General features: G+C 67.2%; 16 protein-coding genes. 6 read left to right on the forward strand and 10 right to left on the reverse strand.

Annotated elements, in window-relative coordinates; all coding sequences use genetic code 11:
* The first annotated feature begins 111 nt into the window (after nt 1-111).
* Both AB0P11_RS09825 and AB0P11_RS09830 read left to right on the forward strand, forming a co-directional pair.
* Nucleotides 112-1,584, forward strand: a complete 1,473-nt coding sequence (locus tag AB0P11_RS09825) for an FtsX-like permease family protein (protein WP_363521573.1) — start codon at nt 112-114, stop codon at nt 1,582-1,584.
* Nucleotides 1,585-1,624: 40 nt separating this feature from the next.
* Nucleotides 1,625-2,350 (forward strand): ABC transporter ATP-binding protein, encoded by a 726-nt coding sequence (locus AB0P11_RS09830; RefSeq protein WP_082586682.1) that lies wholly within the window; start codon nt 1,625-1,627, stop codon nt 2,348-2,350.
* Between the two features lie 56 nt (nt 2,351-2,406).
* On the opposite strand, the gene gndA is transcribed toward AB0P11_RS09830, so the two are convergent.
* Both gndA and AB0P11_RS09840 read right to left on the reverse strand, forming a co-directional pair.
* Nucleotides 2,407-3,855 carry an NADP-dependent phosphogluconate dehydrogenase gene (gndA, locus tag AB0P11_RS09835; RefSeq protein ID WP_053097041.1) on the reverse strand — a complete coding sequence of 483 codons (1,449 nt, stop codon included), beginning with the start codon at nt 3,853-3,855 and terminating at the stop codon, nt 2,407-2,409.
* A 97-nt stretch (nt 3,856-3,952) separates the two neighbouring features.
* Nucleotides 3,953-4,078 (reverse strand): hypothetical protein, encoded by a 126-nt coding sequence (locus tag AB0P11_RS09840; RefSeq protein ID WP_256381367.1) that lies wholly within the window; start codon nt 4,076-4,078, stop codon nt 3,953-3,955.
* A 222-nt stretch (nt 4,079-4,300) separates the two neighbouring features.
* On the opposite strand from AB0P11_RS09840, the gene AB0P11_RS09845 reads away from it, so the two are divergent.
* Together AB0P11_RS09845 and pth are read left to right on the forward strand one after the other, a co-directional pair.
* The gene (locus AB0P11_RS09845; protein ID WP_363521577.1) at nt 4,301-4,909 is read left to right on the forward strand and encodes a 50S ribosomal protein L25/general stress protein Ctc; all 609 of its coding nucleotides are present in this window, start codon (nt 4,301-4,303) and stop codon (nt 4,907-4,909) included.
* A gap of 120 nt (nt 4,910-5,029) precedes the next feature.
* Nucleotides 5,030-5,611 carry an aminoacyl-tRNA hydrolase gene (gene pth / locus AB0P11_RS09850; RefSeq protein ID WP_072591542.1) on the forward strand — a complete coding sequence of 194 codons (582 nt, stop codon included), beginning with the start codon at nt 5,030-5,032 and terminating at the stop codon, nt 5,609-5,611.
* A gap of 35 nt (nt 5,612-5,646) precedes the next feature.
* Here the strand turns inward: pth and AB0P11_RS09855 are convergent, their stop codons facing one another.
* The 8 genes from AB0P11_RS09855 to sdhC form a co-directional block, all read right to left on the reverse strand.
* On the reverse strand, nt 5,647-6,315 hold the full coding sequence (locus tag AB0P11_RS09855) for a hypothetical protein (RefSeq protein ID WP_222839457.1): 669 nt from the start codon (nt 6,313-6,315) through the stop codon (nt 5,647-5,649).
* Nucleotides 6,316-6,339: 24 nt separating this feature from the next.
* Nucleotides 6,340-7,344 (reverse strand): tryptophan--tRNA ligase, encoded by a 1,005-nt coding sequence (gene trpS, locus AB0P11_RS09860; protein ID WP_072591541.1) that lies wholly within the window; start codon nt 7,342-7,344, stop codon nt 6,340-6,342.
* A gap of 77 nt (nt 7,345-7,421) precedes the next feature.
* A complete protein-coding gene (locus AB0P11_RS09865; RefSeq protein ID WP_053097033.1) occupies nt 7,422-8,264 on the reverse strand; it encodes an exodeoxyribonuclease III in 843 nt (280 codons plus the stop codon).
* Between the two features lie 9 nt (nt 8,265-8,273).
* Complete coding sequence (locus AB0P11_RS09870) at nt 8,274-9,476, reverse strand: YihY/virulence factor BrkB family protein (protein ID WP_363521582.1); 1,203 nt, start codon at nt 9,474-9,476, stop codon at nt 8,274-8,276.
* Nucleotides 9,477-9,553: 77 nt separating this feature from the next.
* On the reverse strand, nt 9,554-10,321 hold the full coding sequence (locus AB0P11_RS09875; RefSeq protein WP_053097029.1) for a succinate dehydrogenase iron-sulfur subunit: 768 nt from the start codon (nt 10,319-10,321) through the stop codon (nt 9,554-9,556).
* Between the two features lie 2 nt (nt 10,322-10,323).
* The gene (gene sdhA, locus AB0P11_RS09880; RefSeq protein ID WP_053097027.1) at nt 10,324-12,150 is read right to left on the reverse strand and encodes a succinate dehydrogenase flavoprotein subunit; all 1,827 of its coding nucleotides are present in this window, start codon (nt 12,148-12,150) and stop codon (nt 10,324-10,326) included.
* Between the two features lie 19 nt (nt 12,151-12,169).
* Nucleotides 12,170-12,613, reverse strand: coding sequence for a succinate dehydrogenase hydrophobic membrane anchor subunit (locus AB0P11_RS09885; protein WP_053097025.1), 444 nt, complete (start codon nt 12,611-12,613; stop codon nt 12,170-12,172).
* Entirely contained in the window at nt 12,613-13,047 is a 435-nt protein-coding gene (sdhC, locus tag AB0P11_RS09890; protein ID WP_072591539.1) for a succinate dehydrogenase, cytochrome b556 subunit, read from the reverse strand. The genes AB0P11_RS09885 and sdhC overlap by 1 nt, the downstream gene beginning before the upstream one ends.
* Before the next feature lie 179 nt (nt 13,048-13,226).
* Between sdhC and AB0P11_RS09895 the strand changes: the two genes are divergently transcribed.
* Together AB0P11_RS09895 and AB0P11_RS09900 are read left to right on the forward strand one after the other, a co-directional pair.
* Nucleotides 13,227-14,342 (forward strand): mannose-1-phosphate guanylyltransferase, encoded by a 1,116-nt coding sequence (locus AB0P11_RS09895; protein ID WP_053097023.1) that lies wholly within the window; start codon nt 13,227-13,229, stop codon nt 14,340-14,342.
* A gap of 147 nt (nt 14,343-14,489) precedes the next feature.
* Nucleotides 14,490-15,602: a BMP family ABC transporter substrate-binding protein gene (locus tag AB0P11_RS09900; RefSeq protein WP_053097021.1), complete on the forward strand. Its 1,113-nt coding sequence runs from the start codon at nt 14,490-14,492 to the stop codon at nt 15,600-15,602.
* Nucleotides 15,603-15,633: the final 31 nt, after the last annotated feature.

Below are 15,633 nucleotides of genomic sequence, written 5' to 3' on the forward strand. Positions count from 1 at the left end.
CGCCTGTGAGAAAGCACCCATAGCCTTCTCATCATCGGTCCCTCGATATCGCAAAAGTCCGGTCTTTAGCGTCGACATCGGCCCCGCGAACGGCGCGGCAGAAGGAGACACATGTACGGGACATATCTGCGGCGCGAGTTGGCGGGCCGCAAGAAGCAGACCATGATCGTCGCGATCGGGCTCGCGATCTCGATCGCCCTGGTGATCATCGTGAACGCCCTCACGGCAGGAGTTCGGGATGCGCAGGCGCAGGCGCTGGAATCGGTGTACGGCGTGGGCACCGACCTCACGGTCACCGGTGCCGCGGCGGAACCGGGGGAGGGCGGCGGGCAGCGCTTCGACTTCGGCTCGGAGGACGGCGCGACCGAGGGCGACACGACCACACTGAGCCAGTCGACTCTCATGACGGACTTCATGCGCGGCACGCTCGACGCGTCCGTGCTCGACACGGTGACCTCGACGGATGGCGTGATGGCGGCATCCGCTGCTCTCAGCCTCACGAACTCGACGTTCTCGGGCGAGCTGCCCAGCGGCGGGTTCGGCGAGCAGGACGCCACGACAGAGGGCACTGCGCCGGCCGAGGGTCAGGCGCCGCCGCAAGGTGGAGCGGGTGGCACGGGTGGCGGCTCGTTCGGCGTCGATTCATTCACCGTGCTCGGCATCGACCCGGCCGTGACGTCAGTGGGTCCGCTCGCCTCGGTCGAGGTCGGCGATGGCCGGGCTCTCGACACGGAAGACGCCGGGGCACTCGTCGCGCTCGTCGACGCGACGTACGCGACCACGAACGAGATCGCCGTCGGCGACACCATCGACGTCGCAGGCTCCGATGTGGAGATCGTGGGGATCGTGGCTTCCACCGCGGACTCCGCCGACACCGCTGCCGACGTCTATCTGCCCCTCGACACGGCGCAGGATCTCTCCGCAGCCGGAGACATCGTCTCCACGGTGTACGTGCAGGCCGAGTCCGCATCGTCGATCGACGCGGTGCAGGCGGCCCTCGCAGAAGAGCTGCCCGACGCGACGATCACCTCGCAGTCCGAGCTCGCCGCCACCGTCTCCGGTTCGCTGTCCAGTGCCACGTCGCTGATCACGAACCTCGGCACCTGGCTGTCGATCATCGTGCTCGCCGTGGCCGTGCTGCTCTCGGTGCTGCTGACGCTGTCCGGCGTCTCGCGCCGCACCCGCGAGTTCGGCACGCTCAAGGCGATCGGCTGGTCGAACGGTCGCGTCGTGCGCCAGGTCGCGGGCGAGTCGATGGTCCAGGGGCTGATCGGTGGCGTCGTGGGGCTCGCACTCGGCATCGCCGGCATCGTTGTGGTCGATCTCGTGAAGCCGACCGTCGCGGCTGCTGCCGCGAGCACCGCGGAAGGTGGCCCCGGCGGGATGGGCGGCGGGCCCACCGGAGGTGGCGACATGTTCCAGACGCAACAGGCGGCCGACATCGTGCTGCACGCACCGTTCACACCGTGGGTGCTGGTCGCCGCGGTCGGCCTCGCCGTGCTCGGCGGTCTCGTGGCAGGAGCATTCGGAGGCTGGCGCGCGGCCCGCCTCAGCCCGGCAGAGGCACTGCACTCCGTCGCCTGACGGACCCTCGATCACCCACCGCACGACAAGGAGATACGACATGACCATCGCAGACATCGCCCCTTCCGCGAGCGGCACGGATGCCGCGGCGCCGCTGTACCGCGCGCAGGGTGTCACTCGCACGTACACGCAGAAGGGACGCACGGTGAAGGCGCTCACGGGGGTCGACCTCACGATCCTTCCCGGTGAGTTCGTCACCATCCAGGGGCCGACCGGAGGGGGCAAGTCGACTCTCCTGCAGATGCTGGGCGCGCTCGACAAGCCCTCCTCCGGCTCGTTGAAGCTCGGTGACATCGAGCTGGCGTCAGCATCCGCGAGGGAGCTCAGCCGCATCCGTGCCCAAGAGATCGGCTTCGTGTTCCAAGGGTTCAACCTCATCCCCACGCTGACGGCGGCCGAGAACGTGGACATGGCCCTCGAGCCCACCGACCTGAGCCGGACCGAACGGACGGCTCGCGTCGCCGAGGCTCTCGCTCACGTCGGGCTCGCCGACCGCGGCGACCACCTGCCCACCGAGCTGTCGGGCGGTCAGCAGCAGCGTGTGGCGATCGCGCGGGCGATCGTGAAGCGACCCCGCGTGCTGCTCGCGGACGAGCCCACAGGCAACCTCGACGAGAGCATGCGTGATGAGATCCTAACGCTGCTCCAGGGGCTGTGCGCGGAAGGGATCACCATGATCGTCGTCACTCACGACTCGGCGGTGGCGCGCCGGGCCACCAGACGCCTTCGGCTGGCGAAGGGCACGGTGCAGGACATCACCCGGTGAGACATGACGAAGGCCCCGGCGGAATCGCCGGGGCCTTCGTCATGTCTGCGACGCGCTCAGTGCGTGTCTTCGGCTTCGATCTCGGTGCGGTCGCCCGACCACTGCGTGTGGAAGGTGCCCGGCTTGTCGATGCGCTTGTAGGTGTGCGCCCCGAAGAAGTCGCGCTGGCCCTGCACGAGGGCTGCGGGGAGGCGGTCGGCGCGGATGCCGTCGTAGTACGACAGCGACGACGAGAACGCCGGAGCCGGGATGCCGGCCTGTGCCGCCGCGACCACGACGCGACGCCACGGCGCCTGAGCGCGCGTGATCGCCTCGGTGAAGTACGGAGCCGTCAGCAGCACGGGAAGACCGGGCTCTGCCGCGTATGCGTCGGCGATGCGGTTGAGGAACTGCGCACGGATGATGCAGCCGCCGCGCCAGATCTTGCTGATGGCGCCCAGGTCGATGTTCCAGCCGTATTCGGCAGCGCCCGCGCGGATCTCGTCGAAGCCCTGCGAGTACGCGACGATCTTCGATGCGTAGAGCGCGAGACGGACGTCCTCGATGAAAGCGGCCTCGTCGGCGACGACGAACTCCTCGTCCGGGCCCGGGAGGGCTCCGGCGACCTCGCGCTGCTCGGGGTGCGACGACAGCGAGCGGGCGAACGTGGCCTCGGCGATGCCGGAGACGGGAACGCCGAGCGACAGCGCGGTCTGGACGGTCCACGCTCCGGTGCCCTTGGCTCCGGCCTGGTCGAGGATGACGTCGACGAGCGGCTTGCCGGTCTCGGCATCGACCTGGCGCAGCACCTCTGCGGTGATCTCGATCAGGTACGACTCGAGCTCGCCCTTGTTCCATTCGGCGAAGATCTCGGCGATCTCGGCGGGCGACTTGCCCGTGCCGCGGCGGATGAGGTCATAGGCCTCGGCGATGAGCTGCATGTCGGCGTACTCGATGCCGTTGTGCACCATCTTGACGAAGTGTCCGGCACCGTCGTGTCCGACGTGCGTGACGCACGGCTCGCCCTCGGCGATCGCGGCGATCGACTTGAGGATCGGGCCGAGGGTGATCCACGACTCGTCCGAGCCGCCGGGCATGATCGACGGGCCCGTGAGTGCGCCCTCCTCGCCGCCCGAGATCCCGGCGCCGACGAAGTTGATTCCGGTCTCACGGACCGCCTTCTCGCGGCGGATCGTGTCGGGGAAGTACGCGTTGCCGCCGTCGACGATGATGTCGCCCGGCTCGAAGACCTCGACCAGCGAGTCGATCACGGCGTCCGTCGGGCCGCCGGCCTTGACCATGATGATCGCGGTGCGCGGCTTCTGCAGCGAGTCGGCGAACTCCTGGTAGGTCTGGGCGGGGATGAAGCCGGCCTCAGGGTGATCGGAGACGAGCGTCGCGGTCTTCTCGTAGCTGCGGTTGAAGATCGCCACCGTGTTGCCCTCGCGGCTGGCGAGGTTGCGGGCGAGGTTCGAACCCATGACGGCGAGTCCGACGACTCCGATGTTCGCTGATGCTTCGGGCACAGATGGCTCCTAGATCGAGAAGAAGGGGATGCTCCCAGATTATCGCGGCGTCCGGGGTGGTGCTCCCGTGTGACGGGTGGTGACGGACGCGAGGAGGTCAGTCCTTGCGGTATCCCGAGCGCCCCAGGGAGAACAGGGCCGCGAAGGTGAAGCCTGCGGCGCACACGGTCATCGCGCCGATGAGCCAGGCGATCGCGTGGGAGAAGAAGACGCCGTCGAGCATGAGAGAACTCCGTGTTCTGCAGAGAGGGGATCGGTGTTCTCAGCCTACCGGCTCATCCGGTACCATGAGAGGAGTACCTCGGCGAGGGATGCTTCTGCGCGTGCGCTGGCATCCGTTATCGACGCGGCGAAGCAAGCCGGTGGCTTTCCTCACGTGTCTGCGTTCGAGAACAATTCCAAGACCACCGCGTAGCTGTCGCTGCGTGCCCCGAAGGAGAACCCCATGTCTGAAGACACCAAGGTCAAGGCCGAGCTCCGCGAGAGCTTCGGCAAGGGCTTCGCCCGTCGTCTGCGCGCCGCAGGCAAGATCCCCGCCGTGATCTACGGCCACGGCACCGACCCGGTGCACGTCGCACTGCCCGGCCACCAGGTCTCGCTGATCATCCGCCGTGCGAACGCTCTGCTCGAGCTCGACATCGACGGCAAGGACCAGCTCGCCCTCGTCAAGGACGTCCAGCGCGACCCGGTGCACCAGATCATCGAGCACATCGACCTGCTCGTCGTCCGCAAGGGCGAGAAGGTCACGATCGACGTTCCCGTCGTCGTCACCGGAGAGTCGGCTCCCGGAACGATCGTCAACCAGGACGCGAACACGCTGTCGATCGAGGCCGAGGCCACGCATCTTCCGCAGAACGTCGAGGTCTCGGTCGAGGGTCTCGAGGACGGCACGCACATCACCGCCGCCGAGGTCAAGCTCCCCAAGGGCTCGACGCTGCTGACCGACCCCGAGGTTCTCGTCGTCGCGATCTCGATCCCGGCCGAGGAGTCGCTCGAAGAGGACGAGGCCGGCGCCGACGAGGCTGCCGCCGAGGAGGCTCCCACCGCGGAGTGATCTCCGCAGGCGCAGCGCACAGCTGACTGCAACACAGAGGGGGCGCGAGCATATCGCGCCCCCTCTGTCGTATTCTGACCCGGGCACCGCGAAGGGCCCGCATTCCGAGAGGACGACCACATGGCATCCACCTGGCTCGTGGTGGGACTCGGCAACCCCGGCCCCCGATACGCGGATACGCGTCACAACATCGGCCAGATGGTCGTCGATGAGCTCGCCTCACGCCGCGGCGAGAACTTTCGGGAGCACAAGGGCGGCGCGCGCGTCGTCGAGACCTGGCTGCGCCCGGGCGGCGACAAGCTCGTGCTCGCCAAGCCGAACACGTTCATGAACGTGTCCGGGACGCCGGTCGCCGCCCTGGCGCGGTTCTACTCGGTGCCGCCGGAGCAGATCATCGTCGTCCACGATGAGCTCGACATCCCGTTCGACACCGTCAAGCTCAAGATCGGCGGAGGCCACGGCGGGCACAACGGCGTCCGAGACATCGCCCGTGCCATCACCACTCCGGATTTCCCGCGGGTGCGGGTCGGCATCGGTCGACCGGTGGGGCGCCAGGACCCCGCGGACTGGGTGCTCTCGCCGTTCGGCAAAGACGAGCGCGCGAACCTGCCCATACTCGTGTCCGACGCGGCGGACGCGGTCGAGCTGCTCGTCGAGGACGGACTGCTCGCCGCTCAGCAGAAGCACCACGCTCCACGGTGAGACACGGGGCGGTGCACCCGTCGCGTGCCCCGCGGCTACGGCAGGAAGCCGGTCGCCGTTCCCGTCGACAGTGTCACCAGCAGCACGACCCAGAAGATGATCGGGCCGAGCACGGCGACCACGAGGGCGGCGATGCCCGCACCGCGCGCCTGCTTCTTGCGAATGGCGATGATGCCGATGACGATGGCGGCGATGCCGAGGATGGTCCCCGTCCAGAACGAGATCTCCGCCCACAGGACTTGGTCCCTCGCGGGAGAGAGGATCGACAGGAAGTCCGGTGCCGTCGTGTCGAGACCGCCCGGAAGACGACGTCCGATCTCGAAGCCCATGATGCCGGCGACGATCGGTGTGACCACGGCTGCCACGATCGCCAGGACCAGAGCCAGGATGCCGAGCAGCCCTGACTTCTTCTCCGCGATCACCGGTGCCTGGTATGCGCCGGCGGGCGCTGCGTAGCCTCCGACCGGAACCTGATAGGCGCCGGGAGGAGCCGCCTGCGGTGCGGGAGCGCCTTGGTACGAGGGCGGAGCACCCTGATAGGCCGGGGGAGCGCTCTGGTATGCGGGCGGCGCCGGGGGAGTCGACGAGTACGCAGCGGGCGCTGGCGGCACGGGCGGAGCGAAGTGCTGCTGCTCGTCGGCCGATCGGGGCGCGGGAGGCACAGGGGGGACGGCACCGGACGGGGGCTGCTGCGGATCAGTCACGCCCCCATCCTATGGCTGGCCAGGTCAGACGCGACGAAGCAGTCCGACCCGGTCGTAGACCGCTCCGAGAGTGGCGTCGGCGACGGCATCCGCACGTGCGGCGTTCTGCGCGAGGATCCGATCGAGTTCAGCAGGGTCGTCGAGCAGCTCGAGCGCGCGGGCACGCACCGGCTCGAACTCGTTCACGACGACCTCGGCGAGTCCCTTCTTGAAGTCCCCGTAACCGCGGCCCGCGTACTCATCCTCGATCGCCGGAACCTGACGTCCCGACAGCGCGGCGTAGATGGTCAGCAGGTTGGACACGCCGGGCTTGGTGTCGCGGTCGAAGCGCACCGATCCTTCGTTGTCCGTGACGGCCCGCATGATCTTCTTCGCCGACTTCGCCGGGTCGTCGAGCATCCAGAGGACTCCCGCATCGCTCTCGGCGGACTTCGACATCTTCGACGTCGGGTTCTGCAGGTCGTAGATGCGCGCCGTGTCCTTCTGGATCACGGGGCGGGGCACGACGAACGTGTCCCCGAAACGGGAATTGAAGCGCTCGGCGAGGTCGCGGGTCAGCTCGACGTGCTGCTTCTGGTCGTCGCCGACCGGCACGACATCGGTCTGATACAGCAGGATGTCAGCTGCCATCAGAACCGGGTAGGTGAAGAGACCGACGCTGGTGGCATCCGCTCCGTAGCGCGCTGACTTGTCCTTGAACTGCGTCATGCGACCGGCTTCTCCGAAACCGGTGATCGTCGACAGGATCCAGGCCAGCTCGGCGTGCGCGCGGACGTGAGACTGCACGTAGAGCGTCGAGAGGGAGGGCTCGATGCCGGCGGCGATGTACTGAGCAGCGGTGCGGCGGGTCTTCTCGCGCAGCTCGGCGGGATCCTGTGCGACGGTGAGCGCATGCAGATCGACGACGGAGAAGTATGCGTCGTACGAGCTCTGCAGATCCCGCCACTGCAGGAGCGCTCCGATGTAATTGCCGATCTGAAGCGAGTCGGCGGAGGGCTGCATTCCTGAGTAAAGGCGAGGTTTCGTCACGACATCAATCCTAGGCGGCGCCGGTCGTGCCGGACCGCGCGAACCGGGTCCGTCCGAACCCGGGCGCCGCCTGCTGTTCAGTAGGTGTAATCGACGACCACCGGAGCATGGTCGCTCCAGCGCTCGTCATAGGCGGCCGCGCGGGCGACGTGATAGGCAGTGACCCGTTCGGCGAGAGCCGGAGTGGCGAGGTGGTAGTCGATGCGCCACCCGGAATCGTTGTCGAACGCCTGCCCGCGCATCGACCACCAGGTGTACGGCCCCTCGACCTCGCCGTGGAACACCCGGCCCACGTCGACCCAGCCGAGACCGGTGCCGGTCGAGCCGTCGACGCCCTCGACGGTCTCACCCGCCGCTCCGAGGAATCTGTCGAAGTACGCCCGCTCACGGGGCAGGAATCCCGCCTTCTTGCGGTTGCCGCGCCAGTTCTTGATGTCGAGTTCGCGGTGGCCCACGTTCAGGTCCCCGGTGACGAGCGCGAGTGCCCCGTCGTCCGCGCCGAGCTCGGCCAGTCGGGCACCGAACGCGTCGAGGAACTTCCACTTCTCCTCCTGCTTCGGAGTGTCGGCCTCGCCGCTGTGCACGTAAGCGCTCACGACCGTGAGAGGGCGGTCGCCGATGAGGAAGTCCGCTTCGATCCAGCGACCCTTCGAGTCGAAGTCGGCATCGCCGAAGTCGGTGCGCGAGGCGAGAGCCGGCAGCCGGCTGGCGATGGCCACGCCGGCGCGACCCTTGGCGGTCGCCTCGTCGTGCACGAACGTCCATCCGGGCAAGGCCGCTTCGAGATGCTCGTCCTGGCCGCGGACCTCCTGCAGAGTGAGGACGTCGACGTCTGCCGCGTCGAGCCACGCGCTCATGCCATTGCGAGCCGCCGCTCGGATCCCGTTGACATTGACCGTGGCGATTCGCAGATGAGGCATGGTTCCAGCCTAACGAGCGCCACCGACATCGCGTGTCCGCTGCAGCTCGGCCAGCAGCCGCTGCGCGAGTGGCGACGCGGTGTCGACGGGCGGGGGCGCGGACGCCTCCAGCTCCGCCAGTTCCCGCTCCGCCGCCTGCACGGCTCGACGCGCACCCCATACGCCGTACCAGGGTGCGGTGTCGCGTGCCGCGTGCGCGTCGCGGACGCGGATGCGGGCGGCCATGAGCAGGGTCTCATGCTCGACGATCCGACGCTCGGCCTCCGACTGAGCCAGCAGCGGCAGATCCCGGTCCTGGGCGGCGACGGCGATCCATGACGATGCCACGAGCATCACCACCCCGTTCACCCGGAACCACAGCAGCAGGCCGATGAAGATCGCGAACGTGGCCAGAAGCGGGTTGGAGGGCGTGTAGCTGAGGAGGAACCCTGCACCGTACTGCAGCACCGTCATCGCGGCGCCGCCGAGGATCGCGCCGGGCCAGATCGTGCGCCAATGGAGCGTCGTCCCCGTGAGGAAGCGCACCATCGCGGCCAGAGCGGCGGACATCAGGACGAACGACACGATGACCGTGCCGATGCGGATGCTGAGGTTCAGCCCGTCGGATCCCGAGTCCCAGCCGAGGAGGCTCAGGAGCCAGCTCAGCATCGCCGCACTGGCGGAGCTGAGGATCGACCCCACGATGAGCGAGACGCCGAAGATCAGCGCGGCGAGAAGATCCCGAGCCTTGAGGATCACGTAACTGCGAGTGTCCGGGGGGAGGCCGAAAATGTCCCTCGTGGCGCGACGTGAGAAGGTCACCCACCCGATCGCGGTCCAGATCACCGTGCCGAGGGCGATGAGACCTGTCACTCCCAGGAGGCTGGCCGTGCTCGCGGCGATCTCCTTCACCTGATCCGGGGTGAACACCCCGCCCTGATCGAGGATCAGATTGGGAACGTAGCTGTTGATGATGACGATCAGACCGTCGACCGCCTCCGTGCTGCCACCGAGCCACATGCCGATGATGGCGAAGGCGAGGTACACAGCCGCGAAGATCGCGAAGAGGGCCTGATAGCTCACCCCGGCAGCGAGAAGGAATCCGTTGTGCTGCAGGAAATGACGCCAGACACGCACGGGGAACAGGCCCAGAGTGCGCTGGGTCAGAGCGGTCGCCCTCTCCACGGCCGCGTCCAGGCGACCGGGCTCGGGGGCGGCGTGGTGTTCGGACACGTCCTCACCCTATCCAAGCGACGAGAACGGGCGGGCACCCATCAGGGTGCCCGCCCGTTCTCAGGTCGGCGACGGTGTCAGGGACGACCGCGCAGGACCGCCTGCTTGACCTCGGCGATGGCCTTCGTGACCTCGATACCGCGGGGGCACGCCTCGGAGCAGTTGAAGGTCGTGCGGCAGCGCCAGACGCCCTCCTTGTCGTTGAGGATGTCGAGACGGACCGCAGCGTTGTCGTCGCGGGAGTCGAAGATGAACCGATGCGCGTTCACGATCGCCGCCGGTCCGAAGTACTGTCCGTCGGTCCAGAAGACCGGGCACGACGAGGTGCATGCGGCGCACAGGATGCACTTGGTGGTGTCATCGAAGATCTCGCGATCGGCGATGCTCTGGACGCGCTCCTTGCCCTTCTCGGGCACCGAGTTCGCGACGAGGAACGGCTGCACCTCGCGGTACGACGCGAAGAAAGGCTCCATGTCGACGACGAGGTCCTTCTCGAGAGGCAGACCCTTGATCGCCTCGACGTAGATCGGCTTCGAGATGTCGAGATCCTTGATCAGCGTCTTGCAGGCGAGGCGGTTACGGCCGTTGATGCGCATGGCGTCGGAGCCGCAGATGCCGTGGGCGCACGAGCGCCGGAACGTCAGCGACCCGTCGACCTCCCACTTGATCTTGTGCAGTGCGTCGAGGACGCGGTCCGTGGAGTAGAGCTCCACGTCGTAGTCGACCCAGTGCGGCTCGGAGTCGATCTCCGGATCGAACCGGCGGATGTTGAACGTGACGATGAAGGACTGGATGCCCGTCTCCTCCGTCGTGTCCGCGGGAGCTTCGGCGATGGCGTTCGACATGCTCAGTACTTCCTCTCCATCGGCGGGTAGTTCAACTCGCCCTGCTCGTTCTTCGTGAAGACGACCGGCTTCCAGTCGAGCTTGATGTGATCGCTCGGAGTGGAGGAGTGCGGGTCACCCGTCAGGTAGGCCATCGTGTGCTGCATGTACTTCTCGTCGTCACGCGTGGGGAAGTCGTCGCGCATGTGGCCGCCACGGCTCTCCTCACGGTTCTGGGCCGCGTAGACGACGACCTCCGCGATGTCGAGGAGGAAGCCGAGCTCGACAGCCTCGAGCAGGTCGGTGTTGAACCGCTTGCCCTTGTCGTCGACGTGCACGTTCTTGTAGCGATCGCGCAGCTCGGCGATCACGCCGAGGACGTGCTCGAGCGAGTCGTGCGTGCGGAACACCTGCGCGCCCTTGTCCATCTCGTCCTGGAGCGCCTTGCGCAGGACGGCGATGCGCTCGGTTCCCTGGTTGTTGCGCAGGCCCTCGAGCATGTCGGAGACGAATGCCGCGGGGTTCTCGGGCAGCGGCACGAACTCGGCGGTCTTGACGTACTCCACCGCGTTGCGTCCTGCGCGCTTGCCGAACACGTTGATGTCGAGCAGCGAGTTGGTTCCGAGCCGGTTGGCGCCGTGCACCGAGACGCACGCGCATTCGCCGGCCGCGTAGAGGCCGGGCACGACGGTGGTGTTGTCGGCGAGCACCTCGGCGGCGTTGTTGGTGGGGATGCCGCCCATCGCGTAGTGCGCGGTCGGCATGACCGGAACCGGCTCCACGACCGGGTCGACGCCGAGGTACGTGCGTGCGAACTCGGTGATGTCGGGCAGCTTGGTCTCGAGGACCTCTGCGCCGAGGTGGGTGCAGTCGAGCAGCACGTAGTCCTTGTGCGGGCCGGCACCGCGGCCCTCCGCGACCTCCTGGACCATGCAGCGCGCGACGATGTCACGAGGCGCGAGGTCCTTGATGGTCGGAGCGTAGCGCTCCATGAAGCGCTCGCCCGATGCGTTGCGCAGGATCGCGCCCTCGCCTCGCGCTCCCTCGGTGAGGAGGATGCCGAGGCCGGCGAGACCTGTCGGGTGGAACTGGAAGAACTCGAGGTCCTCGAGGGGGAGGCCCTTGCGCCAGACGATGCCGACTCCGTCACCCGTCAGGGTGTGGGCGTTGGAGGTCGTCTTGAAGATCTTGCCGAAGCCGCCGGTCGCGAAGATCACGGCCTTGGCCTGGAACACGTGCAGCTCGCCCGTCGAGAGGTCGTAGGCGACGACGCCTGAGACCTGGGTCTTGCCGTCGGCATCCTTTACCGTGAGCAGATCGAGCACGTAGAACTCGTTGAAGAAGTTGATGCCGAGCTTGACGCAGTTCTGGAAGAGCGTCTGCAGGATCATGTGGCCGGTGCGGTCAGCGGCGTAGCAGGCCCGGCGCACCGGGGTCTTGCCGTGCTCGGCGGTGTGGCCGCCGAATCGACGCTGATCGATCTTGCCCTCGGGCGTGCGGTTGAAGGGGAGACCCATGTTCTCGAGGTCGATGACCGCGTCGATCGCCTCCTTGGCGAGGATCTCCGCCGCATCCTGGTCGACCAGGTAGTCGCCGCCCTTGACCGTGTCGAAGGTGTGCCACTCCCAGCTGTCCTCCTCGACGTTGGCCAGCGCCGCCGCCATGCCACCCTGCGCCGCACCCGTGTGCGAGCGAGTGGGGTAGAGCTTGGAGATGACCGCGGTCTTCGCGCCGGAGCCGGCCTCGATGGCCGCTCGCATGCCGGCGCCGCCGGCGCCCACGATGACGATGTCGAACTGGTGGTAATGCACGCCGTCGCGCACGACGGAATCCTGGGTCTCGGTAGTCACTTCTCGTATGCCTTCTCTTCTACTTGCCCAGCGTCTGGCACTGTTCCCACAGTGTGCTCGACTCGGTCACGCCGAGGCACGGGTCGAAGGTGAAGACGACCAGGGTGCCGAGGATGATGAGCAGCGCCGCGGCCAGGCCGAGGGCCCAGGTCAGCGCCTTGCGAGCGGTGTTGTTCGTCACGTAGTCGTTGACGATCGTGCGCATGCCGTTGGCGCCGTGGATCAGTGCCAGCCACAGCATCAGGACGTCCCACCACTGCCAGAACGGCGTGGCGAACTTGCCCGCGATGAACGCGAAGTCGAGGGCATGGATGCCCTCGCCGACCATCAGGTTGATGAAGAGGTGGCCGAAGATCAGCACGACGAGCACGACGCCCGAGGCGCGCATGAACACCCAGCCCCACTTCTCGAGGTTGAAGCCGCGCTGACGGCGGATGGGCGCGGCGACGGTCTGAGCGGCCATCAGTGTCCTCCTCCGAAGCCGGCGAACGCGAGCATCAGGTGACGCGGCACGAAGCCGGCCATGATGATGCCCCAGACGAGGAGCACGCCCCAGAACAGCTGACGCTGGTACTTCGCGCCCTTCGACCAGAAGTCGACGGCGATGATGCGGAGGCCGTTCATCGCGTGGAACACGATGCCTGCGACCAGCACGACCTCGCCGAGGGCCATGATCGGGTTCTTGTAGGTTCCGATGACCGCGTTGTAGGCCTCGGGCGACACCCTGATGAGTGCAGTGTCGAGCACATGCACCAACAGGAAGAAGAAGATGGCGACTCCGGTGATGCGGTGAAGCACCCACGACCACATGCCCTCGCGACCCCGGTAGAGGGTGCCGCGCGGCGTCTTGGAAGTGGTTTCCGAAATCGACGGTGTCAAGCGAGCGCTTGTGGACACGGTCGTCCTCCCTGGATCGATGTGACTCGGTCGCGTGCGATGCGTCTTCCAAGCGTGAGCCTGCTGTCGTCAGGCACGGCCGATCGGACACCATCCTATTCCCGTGTGACGGGTGCGGGCGACGAAGGCGAGCCTAAGTGTCTCGATGTCGAGAGGTTTCGTCGGGATACCCTGACTCTGTGAGCGAACCTATCGAGGACTTCTACGCCGTCATTCCCGCTGGCGGCATCGGCAGCAGGCTGTGGCCTCTGTCCCGCGCGGACGCGCCGAAATTCCTGCACGACCTGACCGGCTCGGGGCACTCGCTGCTCCGGGACACCTGGGACCGGCTCGAGCCACTGGCCGGCGCCGATCGCATCGCCGTCGTCACCGGCCGGGCTCACCGGGCGGCGGTAGAGGCCGAACTGCCCGGAATACCGGATCTGAACGTCTTCCTCGAGTCCGAGCCGCGGGAGTCCGCCGCTGCGATCGGCCTCGCCGCGGCGATCCTGCACCGCCGTGATCCCGACGTCATCATCGGATCTTTCAGCGCCGACCATGTGATCCGCGGCACGCGGGTGTTCGAGTTCGCGGTGCGCGACGCCGTGGAGGTCGCGCGCGAGGGGTACATCTGCACGATCGGCATCTCGCCGACCGAGCCGGCCGTCGGCTTCGGCTACATCAAGAAGGGGCCGGAGCTGGTCGTCGACGGCGCGCGCGAGGCAGCCCTCGTCGAGAGCTTCGTGGAGAAGCCCGACCTCGCCACGGCTCAGGCGTACATCGCGGATCGCGGCTACCTCTGGAACGCGGGCATGTTCATCGCGAAGGCGAGCGTCCTCCTCGACGAACTCGCGGCCAACGAGCCGGAACTCCACGCCGGCCTGATCGAACTCGCCGAAGCCTGGGACGATCGCGATCGTCGGGGGTCTGCGGTCGATCGCATCTGGCCGGGACTGAAGAAGATCGCGATCGACTATGCGGTGGCCGAGCCGGCGGCACGTCGCGGACGCCTCGCAGTCGTACCTGGACACTTCGACTGGGACGACGTCGGGGACTTCGCCTCCCTCACCAAGCTCATCACGAACGGGCGCAAGAACGACCTGGCCGTGCTCGGCCCGAACGCCAGGGTGCTCTCCGACGCGGCCAGCGGCATCCTGGTCAGTCAGACATCGAGGGTGATCAGCCTCGTGGGCGTGCAGGACATCGTCGTGGTCGACACACCGGACGCTCTGCTCGTGACGACGGTGCAGCACGCGCAGCGCGTGAAGGGCGTGGTGGAGTCCCTGAAGCTGACCGGACGGGGCGACGTGCTCTGATGAGCAGGGGCCGCCGCTCATCGGCTGTCTTGGTTTCAGGTTTGTAACCATTCGTCAGCGCCTCGCCCTCGCACGTGCGCAAAAGTCGAAACACTAGGTAACTTTGAGCGATCCGCGAGGGCCGCGGCACCGTTCAGGAGGCATGAGTTGACCATCTCCACCACCAAGAAGCTGCTCGGCGCAACCATCGCCGCTGGCGTCGTCTTCGCACTCGCCGGCTGCGGCCAGGCTCCGACCGAATCGGGCGGCACCGGCGGCGGCGAGGCTGAGTCCGACTTCCTTCCCTGCCTCGTCTCGGACGCGGGCGGCTGGAACGACAAGTCGTTCAACCAGTCCGCCAAGGAGGGCATGGACCGTGCCGCTGACGAGCTCGGCGTCAAGCCGCTCGAGTTCGAGTCGGCCAACGACAACGACTACGCGCCCAACCTCGAGACCGCCGTCTCGGAAGGCTGCTCGCTCATCGTCGCCGTCGGCTTCAAGCTGTCGGCCGCGACCGTCGAGTCGGCGCTGGCGAACCCCGAGATCAACTACGCGATCATCGATGACTACGCGGACAACGACTTCGACGGCACCACCGATGCCCCGAACATCAAGCCCCTCGTCTTCGACACCGCTCAGGCCGCCTACCTCGGCGGATACGCCGCTGCCGGCTGGTCGGCTGAGTCCGGCGTGAACAAGGTCGGCACCTTCGGCGGAATGCAGATCCCGTCGGTCGCCGTGTTCATGGACGGCTTCCAGCTCGGTGTCGAGAAGTACAACGAGGACAAGTCGGGCGCCGTCGAGGTCTTCGGCTGGGACACCGCCACGCAGAAGGGCTCGTTCACCGGTGGCTTCGACGCCAACGACACGGCCAAGCAGACCGCTCAGGGCGTGCTCGACCAGGGCGTCGACGTCATCCTTCCCGTCGGCGGACCGATCTACCAGAGCGCTGCGGCCGCTATCGCGGACAGCGGCAAGGACACGCTCCTCGTCGGTGTCGACAGCGACCTCGCCGTCGCCGATGAGAGCGTGGCGGACGTCACCCTCTTCTCGATCATGAAGGCCATCGACGTCGCGGTCGAGGATGCGACGATCGCCGCGTCCGAGGGCGACTTCGACCCGGCTCCCTACGTCGGCACGCTCGAGAACGAGGGTGTGAAGCTCTCGGGCTTCGGTTCCTTCGAGGGTGACCTGCCCGACGGACTGCTCGACGAGATCTCGGCTCTGCAGGAGCAGATCATCGCCGGCGACATCACGGTGGAGTCCCCGAACTCCCCGTAATTCATCGAGTTCCAGCGCGGGGCGAGTGGTG

This window comes from Microbacterium sp. NPDC079176, from assembly GCF_040686675.1.
Lineage (GTDB): Bacteria > Actinomycetota > Actinomycetes > Actinomycetales > Microbacteriaceae > Microbacterium.

Excerpts from the sequence above, each read along its gene's own strand:
- pth (WP_072591542.1), top strand. The coding sequence starts at position 5,030 with ATGGCATCCACCTGGCTCGTGGTGGGACTCGGCAACCCCGGCCCCCGA.
- AB0P11_RS09830 (WP_082586682.1), top strand. The coding sequence starts at position 1,625 with ATGACCATCGCAGACATCGCCCCTTCCGCGAGCGGCACGGATGCCGCG.
- AB0P11_RS09865 (WP_053097033.1), bottom strand. The coding sequence starts at position 8,264 with ATGCCTCATCTGCGAATCGCCACGGTCAATGTCAACGGGATCCGAGCG.
- AB0P11_RS09875 (WP_053097029.1), bottom strand. The coding sequence starts at position 10,321 with ATGTCGAACGCCATCGCCGAAGCTCCCGCGGACACGACGGAGGAGACG.
- AB0P11_RS09840 (WP_256381367.1), bottom strand. The coding sequence starts at position 4,078 with ATGCTCGACGGCGTCTTCTTCTCCCACGCGATCGCCTGGCTCATCGGC.
- AB0P11_RS09885 (WP_053097025.1), bottom strand. The coding sequence starts at position 12,613 with ATGGCCGCTCAGACCGTCGCCGCGCCCATCCGCCGTCAGCGCGGCTTC.
- AB0P11_RS09825 (WP_363521573.1), top strand. The coding sequence starts at position 112 with ATGTACGGGACATATCTGCGGCGCGAGTTGGCGGGCCGCAAGAAGCAG.
- AB0P11_RS09845 (WP_363521577.1), top strand. The coding sequence starts at position 4,301 with ATGTCTGAAGACACCAAGGTCAAGGCCGAGCTCCGCGAGAGCTTCGGC.